We start from the raw sequence: 16764 nt of genomic DNA on the forward strand, positions 1-16764 counted from the left end.
GCGTCACCTCGATCTTATAGTCGTAGGGATTGTTATAGATCATGATGGGCAGATCCGTAGACTCGGCAACGGTCTTGAAATAGGTCACCGTCTCGCGATGATCGGATTTATAACGCATTGGAGGCAGCATCATCAGCCCCTTCGCGCCCCAGGCCTTCGCATTCGCCGCCAGCTGCAGCGCCTCACGCGTGGAACCCTCGGCGATATTCAGCACCACCGGCACCTTATCCTCCACAGACCCGACCGCAAATTTTACGAGCTGCTCCTTCTCTTCATATGAAAGCACACTGGCCTCGCCAAGACTCCCGCCGAGAATGACCCCGTCTACGCCGCACGCCAGCTGAAATTTCAGGTTCTTATCGAATAGCTTAAGGTCCAGTTCGTCCTTGGTAGTAAATTTGGTAGTAAGCGCAGGGAAAACCCCCTTCCAGTCTATAGCCATAAAAACTTTTTTCAAATGTATTTATAAGACAACTTCAACGTATATTGGTTTTTAATCAATCCTGCACAGATATTAACCATCCTTTCCCCTCTCACATTTCATGATCATTCCGGTGCGGCGGCTCCACTCCCAGTAGATGACGCACAAAGAAATCCCTCCGCTCTATCCTCCCGTAAGGCCCACCGTCGGTATGATCGAATCCTGGTAATGGCAGGAATTCAAAGGTCTTACCCGCTTTGATCAACGCGTCCGCCACCCGATAGGTCGACTCCGGAGGCACATTGTTATCCGCCTCTCCTACCATCAGCAGAAGATCACCCCGAAGCCTCCACGCATTGGTGACATTGGACTGGTCGTCATAGTGCTTCGCGACCGGATACCCCATCCATTGCTCATTCCACCACTGCTTGTCGATCCTGTTGTCGTGACAACCGCACGAACTCACCGCCGCCTTGTAAAAATCGCCGTGAAAAGAAGCCCGCCCAGCGAGTTCTGCCCTCCCGCCGAAGTCCCGTACAAGCCCACCCGCCCGACATCCGCGTATGGATACTTCGCCGCCATCGCCTTCATCCACAGGATACGATCGGGGAATCCGGCGTCTGCCAGATTGTGCCAGCAAACATCGTGAAAAGCCTTGCTCCGGTTCGCCGTTCCCATCCCGTCGATCTGCACGACGATAAAACCCATCTGCGCAATACTCTGCATCTCTCCATACCTTCCCGTAAAATCCTTAGGAACAAAGGCATCCTGCGGACCAGCATAGATATTTTCTATAACAGGGTATTTCCTGGTCGGGTCAAAATCTACCGGCCGAACGATGATCCCCCAGATCTCAGTCACCCCATCCCGTCCCTTCGCATGAAAAGGTTCCGGGAATTTGAATCCCGCCGCCAGATAGGCGGAAGCATCCGCCCGTTCCACTTCCATTACCTTCTTTCCATCGGAGGTCCGGTGAAGCTCCGTCACCGTAGGCACGTTGATCTCGGAATAGGCATCGAGATAGTATTTTCTGTCCGGTGAATAGCTTACGATATGATTGGCTTTTGCCGGCGTCAGGCTGACCAGGTGACCTCCATCGAAACCAATACGATAGTAGTGAGTGTAATAGGGGTCTTCATCCGGGTTCATACCGCTGGCGGAGAACCAGACTTCCCTCTTCTTCGTGTCGATGCTGTCGATATTGCGGACGATCCATTCTCCTTTGGTCACTTCTGCCTTCTGACCGCCGGTCTGCAGGTCCATCAGATATAGATGCTGCCACCCGCCCTTCTCCGAGGTCATCAGCATTTCATTTGTTTCCGGCAGATAGTAGGTGAACAACCGGGACTCGTAAATAAATGTATTGGTCTTTTCGTCGATGACGGTTCTCGTTTCTCCGTTCGATGCATCCACCTCGATGACCCTGAAACGCTGGTGGCCCCGCTCGACCCGTTCAAACGTGAAATACCTGTTCTCACGCATCTTCCAGTGCAGCTCCGGCGCACCGAAGAAATCCAGTACCGGCGTATTTACCTTCGTCGTCCTCTTGTCCGAAGGACGGAAAAGGAACATCTCATAGCTCGTGAACGGGTCACCTGGCTGCTTATAGGGCCGTTTCTTCAGCACGCCCCGCGTGGTACCCTGGACAGAGGACAATACATAGTAGACCGCCGAATCTTTTACGGGGTTGACATGATAGCCGACAACATACTTACTGTCCGGCGACCAGGCCAGCTGTCCGTAGGGCTTGTCGGCATTGCCGTCGCTGGTGTAGGCAACCGCAGCGGAAGCATCGTCACCAACACCCCGGATATAGACGTTGTTGTCCCGTATGACCGCTACCCACTGTTTGTCCGGAGACAGCGAATCGTTCGCAAAAGAGCCCCAGCGTCGGCCCGTCCAGCGTGAGAATGCCGTATGTCTCGTAGTCGTGTCCGCCGGCTCCGCGTCCAGTTTCTTCCTCGTACCATGCACGACGTCTACATAGATATACTCTTTGGCGCTGTCTTTGTCGATGATATTGCGGTACCAGAACGAACCATTGTCCTCCGACCAGTGCGGCCTTACCGTGGTCTTGAAAATGCTGCGGGTTGCAAGGCTGTCGAGCAGCTTCGCCCGCTTATATCGTTCTAAAATCTCAGCCCGGGAAGGCTGATACGGCTGGGCATAACCCGTCAGGAGGGCAAAAAGAAGCCCTCCCTGCACAAGCAGTAGTTTCTTCATTATATTTTAGTTTATTAGTCGAAACGCTCTACAGCAAAAGGCGCTAAATCAATACTCGGCTTCACGCCTTCCACCAGCTCACGCACCAGCAGCCCCGTTCCGGCGCCGAGACTAAGCCCAAGCATCGAATGTCCCGTCGCGATCACGACGTTATCGTATTTCTTTATCCGCCCGATATATGGCAGACCGTCCGCAGAACAGGGACGGTAGCCATACCATATCTTTTCAACCGGCGGCATCGGCACGTCGAACTCGGGGAAGAAACGCTTCACCGCATTCAGTATTCCCTGCACGCGCGCGTATCGGGGAGGAGTATTCGTAGAAGTAATCTCCATCGTCCCCCCAAAACGTATCTTGTTTCCGTCCATCGGCGTTATCGCGGCCCGGCCCTCTACCAGGATCGCCGGATAGTTCAGCTGGTACGGAGAATCTTCCAGCGTCAATGAATAGCCGCGGCCCGGCACCAGCGGCAGCTTCGTTCCCAGCAACGCCGCCATCTCCCGGCTCCACGAGCCCGTGGCGATCACGACCTGGTCGGCCTCGAATGCCTGCTTCGGCGTCACCACCCGCGTAACCCTACCCCCTTTCGTCTCGATCTTTGTCACTTCTTCACCGGGCAGCAATTGTACACCGGAATCCGTCAGCAGACTAAGCAGTCCTTTCATCAGTTTATCAGGGTAAAGATGAGCGTCGCACTTGAAGAAAATGGCGCCCATTCCGTTGACCTTCGTATGCGGTTCCTTCGCCTGAAGAGCGGCCGCATCCAGCAGCTCGACATCCAGCCCCAGTTCGTGTCCCTTCTCGACGGTATGGTGCGCGTGTTCCGCGGCGGCATCGGTCTGGAATATTTCAAGAAGCCCCTTATGCTGATAAGCAAACTCGAAATGCGGCAGCGGAAGCCAGGTATTCTCGTATTCGTGCTGGCTGAGCAACGCGATATCCCGCAGCGGCACCGCCGACCGGTCCACATGCGCGGCGTTGGCGCTCTTCATAAACTTCAGCCCCCAGTCTATCAGTGATTTGCTCAGCCTCGGCTGAACATAAAAAGGACTTTGTGAGTTCAGCATCCATTTCAGCCCCTGCCGCACAATACCAGGCGTCGCCAACGGAATAAAATGACTCGGACATACATAACCGCAATTGCCATAGGAGCAATTGTCCATAAAATCAGATCGATCCAGTACTGTAACAGAATGTCCGGCCTTTTGCAGATAGTAAGCAGAGCTCAGTCCAATAATGCCGCCGCCAATGACGACTACGTTTTTCTTCATTCAACAAAAATAAGCGCTATTGCAACTCACCACCCCGCAGCGCCATACACTTATTTTAACCACTCTTTAGTCATTATTACCCCCACTTCCACCCCCTTTCTTCACCATCACCCCACCCCACCACCGGGGTTTAGCCCCCAACTGTCCGGGGCTCCGCGTCGTGTGCCGCGCAAGCCCCATTTCACCCGTCCTCGAAGTAACTCCCCCGCCCATCCCCCCCCGGTCCAACTTTGTTCAAAAGCTCACCCATAGTAGGGTGAACAGGGGCGGCGCGGTCCACACGATCGCGGGCACCACCCGGGCAAAAGGCTAAAAAATCCCGGTCTAACCATATTTTAACCACCTTTTACCCGATTTTAATAATTCGCTGATAATATCCGTAAATTCGGTAAATTCATATAAATGTCACACTAAGGTCACTATTTCTTAATCATTCTGCCAAAACTACACAGCGATGAAAGTACTGCAATTCACCATTCCAGTGCCGCACGACAAGACCGTTATCGTGCAAGAGGATGAGCTTCCCCACTTTATCCGCACTTACACAGGCACCAGGAGATCCAGCTCACATGGATCCAGCAGGGCGAGGGGACACTGGTTGCCGAAAATAACATGTACGCCTTCCGATCCGGCGAGATCTACTGGCTGGGAGTCAATCTGCCACATGTTTTTAAAAGCGATCCATCTTATTTTTCTCCGGCCAGCCGAAAAAAAGTCCAGACCCTCAATATCTTTTTTAACGTAAAGGGGCAGCTGGATAGCTTCTTCGATCTTCCGGAGATCAAAAATCTCAAGAATTTCCTCCTCAACCAACAGTCAGGATTTAAAGTTCCACCCCAGTATTCGGGCGACGTGGCTGAAAAAATGCTCCGCATCCAGAACAGCACCGGCGTAGACCAACTGATCCATTTCATAGAGCTGCTCAAACAACTGAGCTCCTTCCACGAACTGCAGCCCCTGTCCTCCTGCGCCCAGCCCGCCGCCTACAGCGAACACGAGGGCATCCGCATCGGAGCCATCTATAATTTTATCATGCAGCAGTACGACAAACCCATCACCCTGGAAGACGTCGCAAAACAGGCACATATGACGCCCCAGGCTTTCTGCCGCTATTTCAAAAAACATACCCTCCATACATTCGTATCCTTCCTCAACGAGGTCCGTATCAACGAAGCCTGCAAAAAACTCACCGACGGCAACTACGACAGCATCGCCACCGTCGCCTACAACTGCGGCTTCAACAGCATCACCAACTTCAACCGCGTATTCAAGAGCGTCACCCGAAAATCACCAAGCGAATACGTCGAAAGCTATATGGCCAACGTGGCATCCGCCTAGCCGCAGGCATCCGCACAAAAAAAGGGTCTTACGACCCCTTTTTTCGTCTATCTCCCTCCCCGGACAATGCTCCCTAAGATAGTCCGTGAACAAATGCGATAAATGCAGCGACGTTCCCTCCCCTTCCCGGATAGCGTGCGTTCTGTTCGGATATACCATGACCTGGAACTTCCGGTCATATTTTACCAGTTCATTGATCAGCATTTCCGTCCCCTGATAGTGTACGTTATCATCTCCTGTACCATGCACGATCAATAAATTCCCCCTCAGATTCTTCGCGTGTGACAACGGCGACCCGTTCACAAAATCCTCCCGGTTCTCCTGGGGAAGACCCATATACCGCTCCTGGTAGATATTGTCGTACAGCAGCTGATTCGCCACGGGCGCTATAGCGATACCCGTCTTATAGATCTCCGGATACTGGAACAGCAGATTCAGCGTCGTACTCCCGCCGCCGGACCAGCCATGCACCGCCACCCTGCTCGTATCCACCCACGGCCACTGCAGTATCTTCTTCGCAGCCATCGCCTGATCCCGGATATTGACGATCCCGATCTTCCGGTAGATCGACTTCCTCCACGCCGCACCCTTGGGCGCCGGCGTTCCCCTGCCGTCGAGGCTGATCTGGATATAGCCGTCCGCCGCGATATCCCCTGCATACAACGGCGTCCCCTGACCGCCCGCCACATCCTTCACCGTAGCGCTGGCAGGCTCGGTATACACCATAAATAGAACCGGATATTTCTTCGCGCTGTCGAAATCCTTAGGCAGTATCATCCACCCATCCATAGTGACATTGTCGTCCGTCGTCACCTGGAAGAACTTCACCGGATATCGCGGACGTCCCGCACCCCGGCCGCCGGCAGGAGCCTCGTTCGTCCTGATGCTCTTATGACCAGGCAGACTCACCCACTCCGATACGGACTCGTACAGATGATTGGAGAAATTATGCGTGGCATACGCCCCTCCCGGCGAAATATTATAGGTATGCGTCCCCTTCTGCGCCGCCGGCAGACATCAGCTCCAACTTCCCCTTTCCATCCAGCGATACGCGGTACAGATATTGCTGCGTAGCATTCTCCGGAGACGCCATAAAATAGACATATCCTCCCTTTTCATCGATCGCATTGGTCCGGATCAGATCATAGTTGCCCTTTGTCAGCAACACCTCTTTCTTTCCATCCCGGCTGATGCGGTAGATATGCCGCCAGCCATCCTTTTCGGAAACCCAGAGAAAATCCTTTCCGCCGTTGATCCACTCCCAGCCCGCAATATCGTCGCTCCACCGGGCCTTCACGTCTATCCACGCACCGTCGGCCTCCTGATAGATCGGCCTGGCATCGCCGGAGCTCACGTTACAGATAAAGACTTTGGCCTCGTTCTGCTTCCGGTTTAGCTGCTCGACCACCAGCTCGCTGCTGTTATCCGCCCATTCCATCCGCGGAATATAGTGCTGACGGCTATCGCCCGGCACCTGCATCCAGACCGTCTTGCCCGTGGCCAGCGAGACAATCCCCACCTTGCACGGCGAAGGATCTTGACCGGCCTTGGGATATTCCACCGGGACCGTGAAGGGATACAGGCTGTCGGTATTATCGATCATCAGAAAATTCCTTATCTGGTTAGCGTCCAGCTGCCAGTAAGCGATGCTCTTCCCATCCGGGCTCCACCGAAAACCGTCGCGGCAACCGAACTCCTCCTCATAGGCCCAGTCGAAGGTCCCGTTGATCAGCCGGAATGTGCCATCCGTTGTCAGCGGCGTCTCGGCACCCGAAGCCAGATCCTCCACATAAACATTGTGCTCGCTCGTATACGCCACCTTCGTCCCGTCCGGCGAGAGTTTTGCAAACATCAGCGACGCAGCAGGCCTGCTCTTCCCCACCTGTTTCAGCGAATGCGACCCCATATCCAATACCCAATAGTCTCCGCGGGTATTGAGACGCCACACTTTTTTACTATTGGTATACACCAGCACCTTCTTGTTATCGCTGCTCATAGTGAATCCCTGTACAGCCAACGGCTGCGACTGCCCCGAAGGCGTCAGCAGCCCCGCGTCCACCACTACCACCCGCTGAAACGCCGGCAGATCATATCTTACAATTGCTCCCCCTTCCACCGCATAATAACTCTTTCCATCCGAGTCCCATTTAACCCCACCGCCGCCACGCTGAGCAAACCCTCCTACTGATACTAAAAGAAAAAGAACAACTACAGGAATTTTCATGTTTATGCTTTATTTACTACCCTGACTGACGGGCTTGACCCCAATGTAGTACATATTTTTTATACCGTCTTCGGTAACAAGCGCCGCCTCATCTCCTTTCAGCTCCGCCGTCTTCCACCGGTCGGTCGGCAGCAGCCTCAGGCTGGCTCCACCTTTTCTCAGCACCAGCGGCAGGTCAAACCCGGCAACACAGTTGGTATACCGGTAGGTCACCCTCTTATGGTCATCACTGAAATAAAACTCGAGATCCGGTATCTGCGTCGTCCGCAGATACTGATCAAAGACCTTCTGATAGTCGAACCCCGCCTTCTGCGACACATAATGCTCCACTTGCTGGGTCGTCACGGTCTGATGATAAAAATCCTTGTTCAATCCCCTCAGTATCTGCCTCCAGCTCTCGTCGTCATCGATACCGTGCCGGATAGCCTGCAGCATATTACCCCCTTTCGGATACATATCCCCGCTGCCCTGCTCGTTGACGCCATACACTGGCAACCACAGGCCTGTCATTGCGGATCCCCCGGCGGGTAGCGAGATTGTATTCATTACCCGCATCCTTACCCCACATATAGTCGACGAAAAGCGTCTCGCTGTAATTCGTAAACCCTTCATGCACCCACATATCGGCCAGATCCTTCGTGGTCAGATTGTTGCCGAACCACTCGTGACCACTCTCATGGATAATGATAAAATCATACATCATCCCGTACTTCGACCCGCGTCCCCTGTAGCCGAAGGCGTAGCTATTCCCATAGGCCACGGCGCTCTCTGATGCTCCATACCCGTATGCTGTACGTCTACCAGCTTGTAGCTGTCTTCATAAAAAGGATAGGGACCGAACCAGTGCTCATGCGCGTGCAGCATATTATGCACCTGCTCCGGCATATAGTCCTTCGCTCTTTTCAAGTTATAGTCGAGCACCCAGTAGTCGAGGTCAAGATGTCCCTTCTCGCCCTGAAAGTCTTCGTGGAAGGTTACGTATTTGCCGACATAGGGGATCAGACAGTAGTTGCTGATAGGATTCACGACCGCCCATTATAGGTCGTCGTACCGTCCCCATTGGATTTTTGTACTGCAACCTGCCGTTGGCGACGCCCACCAGCGAATCGGGAACGATCATCGTCACCGACCCACCCTTGTCCGGCTCGTCGTACTGCAGGTCCTTACAGGGATACCAGAGCGAAGCCCCTATACCCTGACAGGTGACGGTCATCCAGGGCCGCCCCAGCGAGTCTTTCGCAAAGGTCCACCCACCGCTCCACGGCGGCCGGACGCTCTCGTGCGGCAATCCCGAAAAATAGGCCTGCACCGTATTCACCGAACCCACCTTTTGTTTAGGCGTCCGCACATGCCAGACATTTCCTTCCTGAGTGAAAGAAAGTTTCTCCTTTCCGTTAAAGATAACGCTGTCGATATGCAGCGCTGCCTGCAGATCGAGCTGCATCCCCGGCTGGTCGTCGCTGACCACCTGATAGGTAATCAGATCGCTGCCCGGCGCCGTCTTCGTCAGAAAATCAGGCTTCACCGTAATATCATAACGCTGTATATCCCACCAGGCCCGCTCCGGCCCAACGCTGCCGCGCAGCGTGTCCGCATGGGTAAAGACCTTGTTCCTGTACTCCTCCGAAGCCCGCGCAATGTCCCGCGCATGCGCCGCCCTTACAGAATCCGGATTAGGCTGCTGCTGACCCATACACAACACCGGCGTGATCAGCGAAAAAAGGAAAAAAGAACGTACTATTCTCATACTTTAATTTTACCGCGAAATTCTACTTCATCCAAAACAACCTGGTGGTCACCTGATCCGCCCCACCCATCGCCTGAACCGCCGCCGTATAATTTGTCTTATTGGCAGACTGCTCCGCCAGCGGATAGTAAAAACGCAGCGGCATCGGCGAAATAGCACCGAACGGCGGATTGATAGCATTGATATTGGGGTACCCCAACCTGCGGATAGAAGTCCAGGCCTCCCAGCCGCGGTTATAGCAGGCGATCCAGTGCTGGTACCCGATCTTCTGCTTATAATCTCCCGCAGCCGTAGCATAGGCCACCGCGGGCTGAGCCAGATAAGCAGCCGCGTCGGAAGGGCTTCCTCCCCAATACTGGATCCCGGCCGTAACAGCGGCATTATAGTGGTCCGACGCCGTTCCCGTCACAGGAAAACCACGCTCGACCGCCTCAGCCAGCAGGAACTCCGTCTCCGAATAATCCAGCAGTACACCGGCAAACGTCGGCTGCAGCATCTGATCCGAGAACGTCGAGAACCCAATATACGAGTTGCCCGCACCCGGCTGCCCGCCAAGATAGGCGCCATTCACTTTCGTAAAATACAACGAAAGCCTCGGATCATTCCAGGCCACCATCTGACTCACCAGCGTATTCGCCGGACAGTTGTCATGACGGCCACTTGTTGATCGCCGCCTGCCAGATGGGATTGGTATTCCCCGTGGGAGATTTATCATAGGTCAGTGTAGCATTGTCAGTATTGGCGGTAAAGACCCCGGTAGCCACAGCCTCCTGCACCTTCTTACTCGCCGTGCTGGGGTCCGTATCCGCCAGCAACATCGCCATCTTGAGTTTCAGCGTCGCCGCAAACTTCTTCCACGCGGCCACATTCCCCGTATAGATCCTGTCGGCAGCGCCCATCGCACCGGCAGACGTATTCAGCCCACGCAATACAGGTATCGAGCCTCATCAGCAAATCCGTAAAGACCGTCTTTGCATCATCATACTTCGGAAAAGGCACGGTCCTGTTCACCGCCGGCTGTATGGGATATTGCCATAGGTCGTAACCAGAAGGTTAAAGGTATAGATCTCGAGTAGGTCGGTAATGATCAGGTCGTTCTTCAAAATGTCCGCCGTCGGCGCCGTAGTCCCGAAATTCGCCTTGGCATTGTACAGATTGCTGAGCACATTCCCCTGCTGTAGCCGCCATACATCTGGCTCCAGAAATTGTCCGGCGAATTGTACTGAGTCAGGATATACTGCGCCTCCGACGTATAGGTGATCTCCGTCCATGTCTGGGCAAAATTCCGGAAAGGGTCCGTGCTGCCCGACGGCGAAGTAAGATCGTCGACAAGATTCTTCTGCCCCGCCAAAAAAACTGTAGCCGCAGGCACCGTTATCGCCGCCTTCTGATTCGTATTCAGGTCCTGAATATTTTTCGTACAGGACGAAAACGCAACCAGAACAGCTATATTGATATAAAATAGTTTCCGCATGGTGATGTAGTTTAAAATTTAGCCCTCACGTTAAAACCAAAGGTCCTGAACACGGGATAAGAACCCGACTGGAAGCCCTGCGAAGCATTCGAGCCATAAGATCCAGCTTATCGGCACACCCTGCTCAGGGTCGGCATAGGGCAGATTCTTATGGATGATCCACAGATTCCGGCCCGTCAGCGACAGGTCGATGCCCTTTACAAAATGCCATTTGCTCAGCATAGCCGAAGGCACCGACCACGTAATGGCCAACTCCCGCAGTTTTACATAGCCCGCATCGAAAATATACTCCCTGGCCACTTCACTGGTTGTCGGAGCTGAAGGGGAACTTCTTCTTGTTGATATCCGACGCGTCGACCAGCTTAGTATTGGGCTTCCCATCCGCGGTAACGCCCTCCATCAGATAACCGCCGCCGTCTGCCAGAGGCGAACGCACCGGCTTGCCGTTCTTGTTATAGCCCGCCGTATGCGGCGTCAGACCCGCACTGGCCGCATAGTCGAGGTCCAGATCGTAGACATCCCCGCCCTTCTTGATATCGATCAGGAAATTCAGCGAGATCGACTTGTACCGGAGCGTATTGTTGATACCACCGATCCAGCTGGGACTGATATTTCCGATATCCGACAGCGCATTGGGCTGCTTGACATAATAACCGCTCGTATCCACCAGCGGCTTGCCGTTCCATATAGGTATAGCCCGTCCCGCGCAATACGCCATAAGGCTGTCCCTTTTCCGCCACCAGCTGTACGCTGTTCTGGTATTTGGCGATGATAAAGGACGGCCTGATTGTTATAAAGCGAAATGATCTTGCTATTGTTCTTCGCCCAGTTGATATTCATATCCAGGAGAAAGTCCTCGTCTTCACCGGCGTCAGATTCAGCTGCACCTCGACTCCGGAGTTTTGAATGGTACCGCCGTTCACATAGAACTGGGAGTAACCGCTGGCCGTTGAGACGTTGATAGGCGTGATCTGGTCGATCGACTGCGCGTGATAATAGGTGATATCCGCTCCCAGTCTTCCCTTAAGGAAACTGACCTCCGCTCCTACCTCGTAAGTATGGTTCATCTCGGGCTTCAGGTTGGGATTGTTATTGGTCGTCGGCGAATTGAAGACCGTCTGTCCATTGAAGGGCGCTGCCGCAACATACGTGTTCTGCAGACTGAAATAGGGAGCGTCATTACCCACCGCGGCGTAGTTGACCCTCAATTTGCCGTAGTTCAGCCATGGCGCATCCAGCACCTTGGAGAAGACCCAGTTGGCGGCAACAGAGGGATAGTAATAGGTATTGTTCTTAGTCGGCAGGGTTGAAGCCCTTTCCCTCCTTATCGTTCCATCCACCGTGATCATCTCCTTGTAGGTGATCGTAGCGCCGGCAAAGATCCCGTCGATCTCTTTCCGGTAATTGGTTTCAGTAGGAGCATTCGGCGTGTTCACGGAGTTGGCCAGCGCAAAAACCCAGGCACCACCAGCCCGCCATTGGTAGCCGCCGATGTACCCGAAAGGTTGTCCTGCCGGATATTACCACCCAATAACGCCTTCACATTGAATTTCTCGCCGATATTCTTGTCAAAATTGACCAACAGGTCGTGAGTTCGTCTCGCTGTAGTTGGTCAGGGTCTTGGCATACAAAGGTGTACCCGCGCTGCCGACATCATACCTCGCTTCGATTACCTGATTGTAATCGTCCTTCGACACCCGGCCAAGGATATTGAGGAAACTGCCTACCTTATAGTTGACAAAAGCATTCCCGAAATAACGATCCCGGCCGTCCGATTCATAGTTCTTATAACGGACCCAGTAGATATTATCGTGATAGGCCGGCTTTACGATATTGCCCGGCACATTGGACGTATACCCGCCCAGCCAGTTCCACGTAGCATTGCTCTGCGTACGGAAAAAATCCGCCTTCTGCGCCTTCAGATCGATACCCGTCTCCCACCACTGACGGAAGTCGGTCATCGGATTGATCTGCGTTCCGTTGCCGCCGTAATAACCAAAACCATATCGCCCTGTCGCGTTGATGTCGGAATAATTGAACTCGCCGCCCACCGTCAGATTGGGCAGGGAGATTATGCGTAACACTCAGCGTCAGCAGGTTCTTCGCCTCATTGCTGTTGGGCAGATAACCCCTGTCATTGCTATGCGTAAAACCCATTTTAAAGGTCCCCTTATCACTCCCCCGTCCGCAAACACGCTGGTGCTCGTCGACACAGGAGTAACGAAATAATCCGTCGGCTTATAATGCGCCGCGGGCTTCCAGGGAGTCGCCTTCCCGTAGTTGGGATTGCCGGGAGAGAATGCGTCCCACTTGATATACCATCAGACTGGGATCGTAGGCCGGACCCGTCATCTGGTCGACATCCGTTTGCACGATCAGTACATTGTTACCATTGCTGTTGAAAGTCGGCTGATAGTAAAAATAGGGGTTGGGATTTCCCGTGCCCCCGCCCGATGCGCCGTATCCTTCGCCATACTGCGTCTGATACTGCGGCAGCGTACTCTGATCCGGAGTACCCACATTCACGCCGATATTCACCGAAACACCCAGTCCTTTATTAAGACGCGAGCCTTTCTTGGTCGTGACAAGGATAACTCCGTTCGAGCCGCGCGAACCATACAGCGCCGAGGCAGCAGCACCCTTCAGCACGCTGATCGACTCGATATCGTTCGGGTTGATATCCGACGCGTTGTTCCCAAGGTCGTAATACCCCTGACCCGACTGGTTATTCGTCGACAGGTTGCTGTTATCGTAAGGGACCCCGTCCACAACGAACAACGCCTGATTGGTCTGCGTCAACGACTTCATACCGCGTAAGATGACGTTATTCGAACCACCCATGGTGTTGCTGGAAGTGATCTGGAGACCGGCAACTTTCCCGGACATATTGTCCACGAAATTCGTATTCATCGTCTTGGTCACCGCATCCCCAGATATCTGCTGGGTGGCGTAAGCGACCGAGTTCTTCGTTCTTTTGATACCCAGCGCAGTAGTGACGGTTACTTCATTCAGCGACTGCGCATTCCTGCCCATTACAACAGTAATATTCTCCCTGTTCCCGACCTTGACTTCGAGATCGGAAAAACCGATATTGCTAAAGAGCAGTACGTCGGAGGGAGAGGCGGAGATCTTGAAGACCCCGCTTTCGTTGGTTGCAACGCCGGCTTTTGTGGATCGTATCCGGACGCTTACATTGGGGATTGGCGAGCCCGCGGAGTCGGTTTACCGTCCCCGACACGGGTCTTCTTTGTGCTTGCGCTTCCAGGCATAGCAAAGTTGCCACGACAATGCCTACCGCATTGTAGAAGAGTTTTCTCATTGCGACTGTATTTGGTTACATCCAAATGTAAAAAGCACCGCAGGGCGGTGCTTCATTGATTTTAATCTTTTCTTAACGAAAATTACCTGATGGCAAATTCCTTCTTCAGTCGTATATCGGTGGAGCTGCTTCCTATCATCACCTGGAATTTTCCCGGCTCTACACGCCATACCATATTCTTGTCGAGAAGCGAAAGATCGTCGGGATGCAGCGTAAACGACACCGTCTTCTTCTCGCCCGGCGCCAGCGTTACACGCTCGAAGCCCCGCAGCTGCTGCTCGTATACGGTGACACTGCTCACCTCATCGTGAACATACAGCTGTACCAGTTCGTCCCCTTTTCGACTGCCCGTATTCGTTATATCTACCGTGACGCTGACATCGCCCTGCGGGCGCTGTTCCTCCGGAGTGACCACCAGATTGCTGTAGGCGAAGCTCGTATAGCTAAGCCCGTGACCGAAAGGATAGATAGGCCCGAACACGCTCGTCCGGTTCTCCTTTTTATTCCCACCGGGCTGCGAACCGGGCTTGTAAGGGAAATTCCATTCTATCTCACCCGTCGTCTTCGGAAAGGTGATCGATAGCCTTCCGCCAGGATTGTTGTCACCGAACAGCGTCTCCGCAATCGCCTGCCCTCCCATGCTATTCGGAAACCAGGCTTCGAGGATCGCCGGTATATAGCGGTTCGCCCAGTTTATCGTCAGCGGCTGCCCGTTGACCAGCACCAGCACGACAGGCTTCCCCGTCGCCTTCAGCGCCTCCAGCAGCTGCTCCTGACGCCCGGGCAGATCCAGACCGGTACGCGACATACCCTCGCCTACTCTCTTCTCGTCTTCTCCCAGCACCGCAATGATCAAGTCGGACTGACGCCCCTTGTCCACCGCTTCAGCAATACCCGACTGCTCGGCGCCCGTCAGCGGAGTCGGAATGATCTCGCTCTCCGGCCAGGCACTGTCCACCATCTCACAGCCCTTTACGTAGTCCAGCGCTGCCCCGCCACTCAGATAACCTTTCAATCCTTCATAGACAGATATCGGCTCCAGATGCGAAGGCCCATAACGACTGATCGCATAGGACGTCTCTTTCGCCAGCGGCCCCGCAACCAATATTTTCTTATACCGCTGCTTGTCCAGCGGCAGCAGAGCTACTGTCATTCTTCAATAAGACCACCGACTCCCGCGCCATCCGCAGCATAAAATCTTTTGTACGCCCCGGCTTCAGCACATCGTCCGCCTTTTTAGGATCGACATAGGGACGGTCAAACAGGCCAAGCCTGAACTTCACCCGCAACACATCCGCCACCCGCCGGTCCAGCGTCTTCATCGAAAGACTTCCTTCCTTCACCAGCTCGCGCAGCGGATCGATAAACACATTCGGCGGCGTAAAAGTGGTCCTCACATTCAAACCCGCCTCGATGACCTGCCGCACCGCCTCCTTATAACTGTCAGCGACATGATGTTTGGTAAAAAGATATTCCACCGCGTCGCTGTCGGAAACGACATAACCGTCGAACCCAAACCTTTCGCGCAACAATTCTGTCAGAAAATAATAGCTACCCGTGATGGGGACCCCATCCCAGTCATTATAGCTGCTCATCACACCCAGAGGATGCGCTTCCTGGATCACCCTCCGGAAAGCGTATAAATATAATTGGTATAACTCCCGCGGCGCGACATGGGGATCGGTCCGGACGCTCCCGTCCCTGCCCCCTTTGGGGACGCTGTACACGGCATAGTGCTTCAGCGTCGAAGCCACCCCTTCGCCCTGTATCCCCAGTGTCATCTGTTTCCCCAGCTCGGCCACCAGAAAGGGATCCTCCCCGTAACATTCCAGCGTCCGGCCCCAGCGCGGATCACGCGCCAGGTCGAGTATCGGTGCATAAACATTGGTATATCCCGGGGCCTTGGCCTCCCGCCCTACGATGTCCCCCGCCTCCCGGACCAGCGCCCTGTCCCAGGTGCTTCCAATGGCGATCGGCGCCGGCAGCGACGTCGCCCGGTCATGGTTCAGACCATGGATCCCCTCATTGGTAAAATCCACCGGGATCCCCAGACGGGTCTGTTCGATGAACCAGTGCTGGACAGTATTGATCGCCTCCGCATGTCGGCTGAAGGGATAAGATAAGGTCGTCTGTGCCCCGGCATTACCCGCCACGCTGTTCAAATGCTCGTCGATATTGGCGATACCATCCTTCCAGACCTCGTTCTTCCAGGCCGGAGTGGGCAGCTCGTCCTTCAATACCCGGCCATAACCGTACAAGGTGGCCGTCTGGCAGGTCTTCTCCTCCAGACTCATTTGCCCCAGCAGGTCGGCGATACGCTGCTCGACCGGCCGAGCGGGGTCCTCAAAAATGTCCTTGACACCGTTCTTGTTGAAATCGATCCATCCGTCGTGATAAATCGACTTGCCCCCCTCTCCCCGCCCCCCAACCGGGCCACTTCCTCTCTGCTGTCCCCAACTAAAAATCACACTAAAACTAGCCGCAACCGTTAAAAAACCCCGTTTTATTACCATGCTTCATTTTTCTGGAACGCCAAAATAAGGATTATTCCACTCAGGGCCCCCGATATGGTTATAAAATCCTTGCTTTCCAGTTTTAGCACATCATTGATAAACAGCACCTGGACTAACATTAAAAAAAGTGAGAATGCGACGATGACAATGCGACGTAACGCGCGCTTGGACTTTACCTTCATCAGACAGAGCACCGAAATGAAGGAAAAAAAGAGCCCGGCAAAAATGGCCATA

At 53.9% G+C, this 16764-nt stretch carries 23 protein-coding genes and 2 pseudogenes; 1 reads left to right on the top strand and 24 read right to left on the bottom strand.

The window, feature by feature from the left end:
• Positions 1-16: 16 nt before the first annotated feature.
• The 5 genes and pseudogenes from ACQ86N_RS32590 to ACQ86N_RS32610 all read right to left on the bottom strand — a co-directional run.
• Positions 17-442: pseudogene (locus ACQ86N_RS32590) on the bottom strand (dihydrodipicolinate synthase family protein); the annotation flags it as partial.
• A gap of 91 nt (positions 443-533) precedes the next feature.
• Positions 534-887, bottom strand: a complete 354-nt coding sequence (locus tag ACQ86N_RS32595) for an alpha/beta hydrolase family protein (RefSeq protein ID WP_431210673.1) — start codon at positions 885-887, stop codon at positions 534-536.
• Complete coding sequence (locus ACQ86N_RS32600; RefSeq protein ID WP_431210674.1) at positions 884-2644, bottom strand: DPP IV N-terminal domain-containing protein; 1761 nt, start codon at positions 2642-2644, stop codon at positions 884-886. The genes ACQ86N_RS32595 and ACQ86N_RS32600 overlap by 4 nt, the downstream gene beginning before the upstream one ends.
• Positions 2645-2658: 14 nt before the next feature.
• The gene (locus tag ACQ86N_RS32605) at positions 2659-3915 is read right to left on the bottom strand and encodes an NAD(P)/FAD-dependent oxidoreductase (RefSeq protein ID WP_431210675.1); all 1257 of its coding nucleotides are present in this window, start codon (positions 3913-3915) and stop codon (positions 2659-2661) included.
• 66 nt (positions 3916-3981) lie between these two features.
• Positions 3982-4128: a hypothetical protein gene (locus ACQ86N_RS32610; RefSeq protein WP_431210676.1), complete on the bottom strand. Its 147-nt coding sequence runs from the start codon at positions 4126-4128 to the stop codon at positions 3982-3984.
• Positions 4129-4527: 399 nt separating this feature from the next.
• Between ACQ86N_RS32610 and ACQ86N_RS32615 the strand changes: the two genes are divergently transcribed.
• Positions 4528-5253, top strand: coding sequence for a helix-turn-helix transcriptional regulator (locus ACQ86N_RS32615; protein ID WP_431210677.1), 726 nt, complete (start codon positions 4528-4530; stop codon positions 5251-5253).
• Here the strand turns inward: ACQ86N_RS32615 and ACQ86N_RS32620 are convergent.
• From ACQ86N_RS32620 to ACQ86N_RS32710, 19 genes and pseudogenes are all read right to left on the bottom strand, one after another.
• Positions 5203-6162, bottom strand: a complete 960-nt coding sequence (locus ACQ86N_RS32620) for an alpha/beta hydrolase family protein (RefSeq protein ID WP_431210678.1) — start codon at positions 6160-6162, stop codon at positions 5203-5205. The two genes, ACQ86N_RS32615 and ACQ86N_RS32620, sit on opposite strands and share 51 nt — an antisense overlap.
• A gap of 70 nt (positions 6163-6232) precedes the next feature.
• Positions 6233-7477, bottom strand: coding sequence for a DPP IV N-terminal domain-containing protein (locus ACQ86N_RS32625; RefSeq protein ID WP_431210679.1), 1245 nt, complete (start codon positions 7475-7477; stop codon positions 6233-6235).
• Positions 7478-7486: 9 nt separating this feature from the next.
• A complete protein-coding gene (locus ACQ86N_RS32630) occupies positions 7487-7987 on the bottom strand; it encodes a hypothetical protein (protein ID WP_431210680.1) in 501 nt (166 codons plus the stop codon).
• The gene (locus ACQ86N_RS32635; protein ID WP_431210681.1) at positions 7914-8180 is read right to left on the bottom strand and encodes a M1 family aminopeptidase; all 267 of its coding nucleotides are present in this window, start codon (positions 8178-8180) and stop codon (positions 7914-7916) included. Before ACQ86N_RS32635 ends, ACQ86N_RS32630 begins: the two co-directional genes overlap by 74 nt.
• Positions 8177-8503: a hypothetical protein gene (locus ACQ86N_RS32640; protein WP_431210682.1), complete on the bottom strand. Its 327-nt coding sequence runs from the start codon at positions 8501-8503 to the stop codon at positions 8177-8179. The genes ACQ86N_RS32635 and ACQ86N_RS32640 overlap by 4 nt, the downstream gene beginning before the upstream one ends.
• Positions 8412-9224 (bottom strand): hypothetical protein, encoded by an 813-nt coding sequence (locus tag ACQ86N_RS32645; protein WP_431210683.1) that lies wholly within the window; start codon positions 9222-9224, stop codon positions 8412-8414. Before ACQ86N_RS32645 ends, ACQ86N_RS32640 begins: the two co-directional genes overlap by 92 nt.
• Before the next feature lie 22 nt (positions 9225-9246).
• Positions 9247-9849, bottom strand: a complete 603-nt coding sequence (locus tag ACQ86N_RS32650) for a SusD/RagB family nutrient-binding outer membrane lipoprotein (RefSeq protein ID WP_431210684.1) — start codon at positions 9847-9849, stop codon at positions 9247-9249.
• 22 nt (positions 9850-9871) lie between these two features.
• Positions 9872-10153, bottom strand: a complete 282-nt coding sequence (locus tag ACQ86N_RS32655) for a SusD/RagB family nutrient-binding outer membrane lipoprotein (RefSeq protein ID WP_431210685.1) — start codon at positions 10151-10153, stop codon at positions 9872-9874.
• Between the two features lie 170 nt (positions 10154-10323).
• Positions 10324-10698, bottom strand: coding sequence for a hypothetical protein (locus tag ACQ86N_RS32660; protein ID WP_431210686.1), 375 nt, complete (start codon positions 10696-10698; stop codon positions 10324-10326).
• 30 nt (positions 10699-10728) lie between these two features.
• Positions 10729-10998, bottom strand: a complete 270-nt coding sequence (locus ACQ86N_RS32665) for a hypothetical protein (protein ID WP_431210687.1) — start codon at positions 10996-10998, stop codon at positions 10729-10731.
• A 1-nt stretch (position 10999) separates the two neighbouring features.
• Complete coding sequence (locus ACQ86N_RS32670; RefSeq protein WP_431210688.1) at positions 11000-11416, bottom strand: hypothetical protein; 417 nt, start codon at positions 11414-11416, stop codon at positions 11000-11002.
• A 118-nt stretch (positions 11417-11534) separates the two neighbouring features.
• Entirely contained in the window at positions 11535-12134 is a 600-nt protein-coding gene (locus ACQ86N_RS32675) for a TonB-dependent receptor domain-containing protein (protein WP_431210689.1), read from the bottom strand.
• Positions 12131-12280, bottom strand: a complete 150-nt coding sequence (locus ACQ86N_RS32680) for a hypothetical protein (protein WP_431210690.1) — start codon at positions 12278-12280, stop codon at positions 12131-12133. The genes ACQ86N_RS32675 and ACQ86N_RS32680 overlap by 4 nt, the downstream gene beginning before the upstream one ends.
• Positions 12267-12782, bottom strand: a complete 516-nt coding sequence (locus ACQ86N_RS32685) for a hypothetical protein (protein WP_431210691.1) — start codon at positions 12780-12782, stop codon at positions 12267-12269. Before ACQ86N_RS32685 ends, ACQ86N_RS32680 begins: the two co-directional genes overlap by 14 nt.
• A gap of 154 nt (positions 12783-12936) precedes the next feature.
• Entirely contained in the window at positions 12937-13731 is a 795-nt protein-coding gene (locus ACQ86N_RS32690) for a TonB-dependent receptor plug domain-containing protein (RefSeq protein ID WP_431210692.1), read from the bottom strand.
• A gap of 21 nt (positions 13732-13752) precedes the next feature.
• Positions 13753-13899 (bottom strand): annotated as a pseudogene (locus ACQ86N_RS32695) (hypothetical protein); the annotation flags it as partial.
• A gap of 200 nt (positions 13900-14099) precedes the next feature.
• The gene (locus tag ACQ86N_RS32700) at positions 14100-15170 is read right to left on the bottom strand and encodes a glycoside hydrolase family 3 C-terminal domain-containing protein (protein ID WP_431210693.1); all 1071 of its coding nucleotides are present in this window, start codon (positions 15168-15170) and stop codon (positions 14100-14102) included.
• Positions 15130-16530: a glycoside hydrolase family 3 protein gene (locus ACQ86N_RS32705; RefSeq protein ID WP_431210694.1), complete on the bottom strand. Its 1401-nt coding sequence runs from the start codon at positions 16528-16530 to the stop codon at positions 15130-15132. Before ACQ86N_RS32705 ends, ACQ86N_RS32700 begins: the two co-directional genes overlap by 41 nt.
• Complete coding sequence (locus tag ACQ86N_RS32710) at positions 16524-16763, bottom strand: hypothetical protein (RefSeq protein WP_431210695.1); 240 nt, start codon at positions 16761-16763, stop codon at positions 16524-16526. Before ACQ86N_RS32710 ends, ACQ86N_RS32705 begins: the two co-directional genes overlap by 7 nt.
• Position 16764 lies beyond the last annotated feature (1 nt).

The sequence above is a fragment of the Puia sp. P3 genome, assembly GCF_050632245.1.
Taxonomy (GTDB): Bacteria; Bacteroidota; Bacteroidia; order Chitinophagales; family Chitinophagaceae; genus Puia.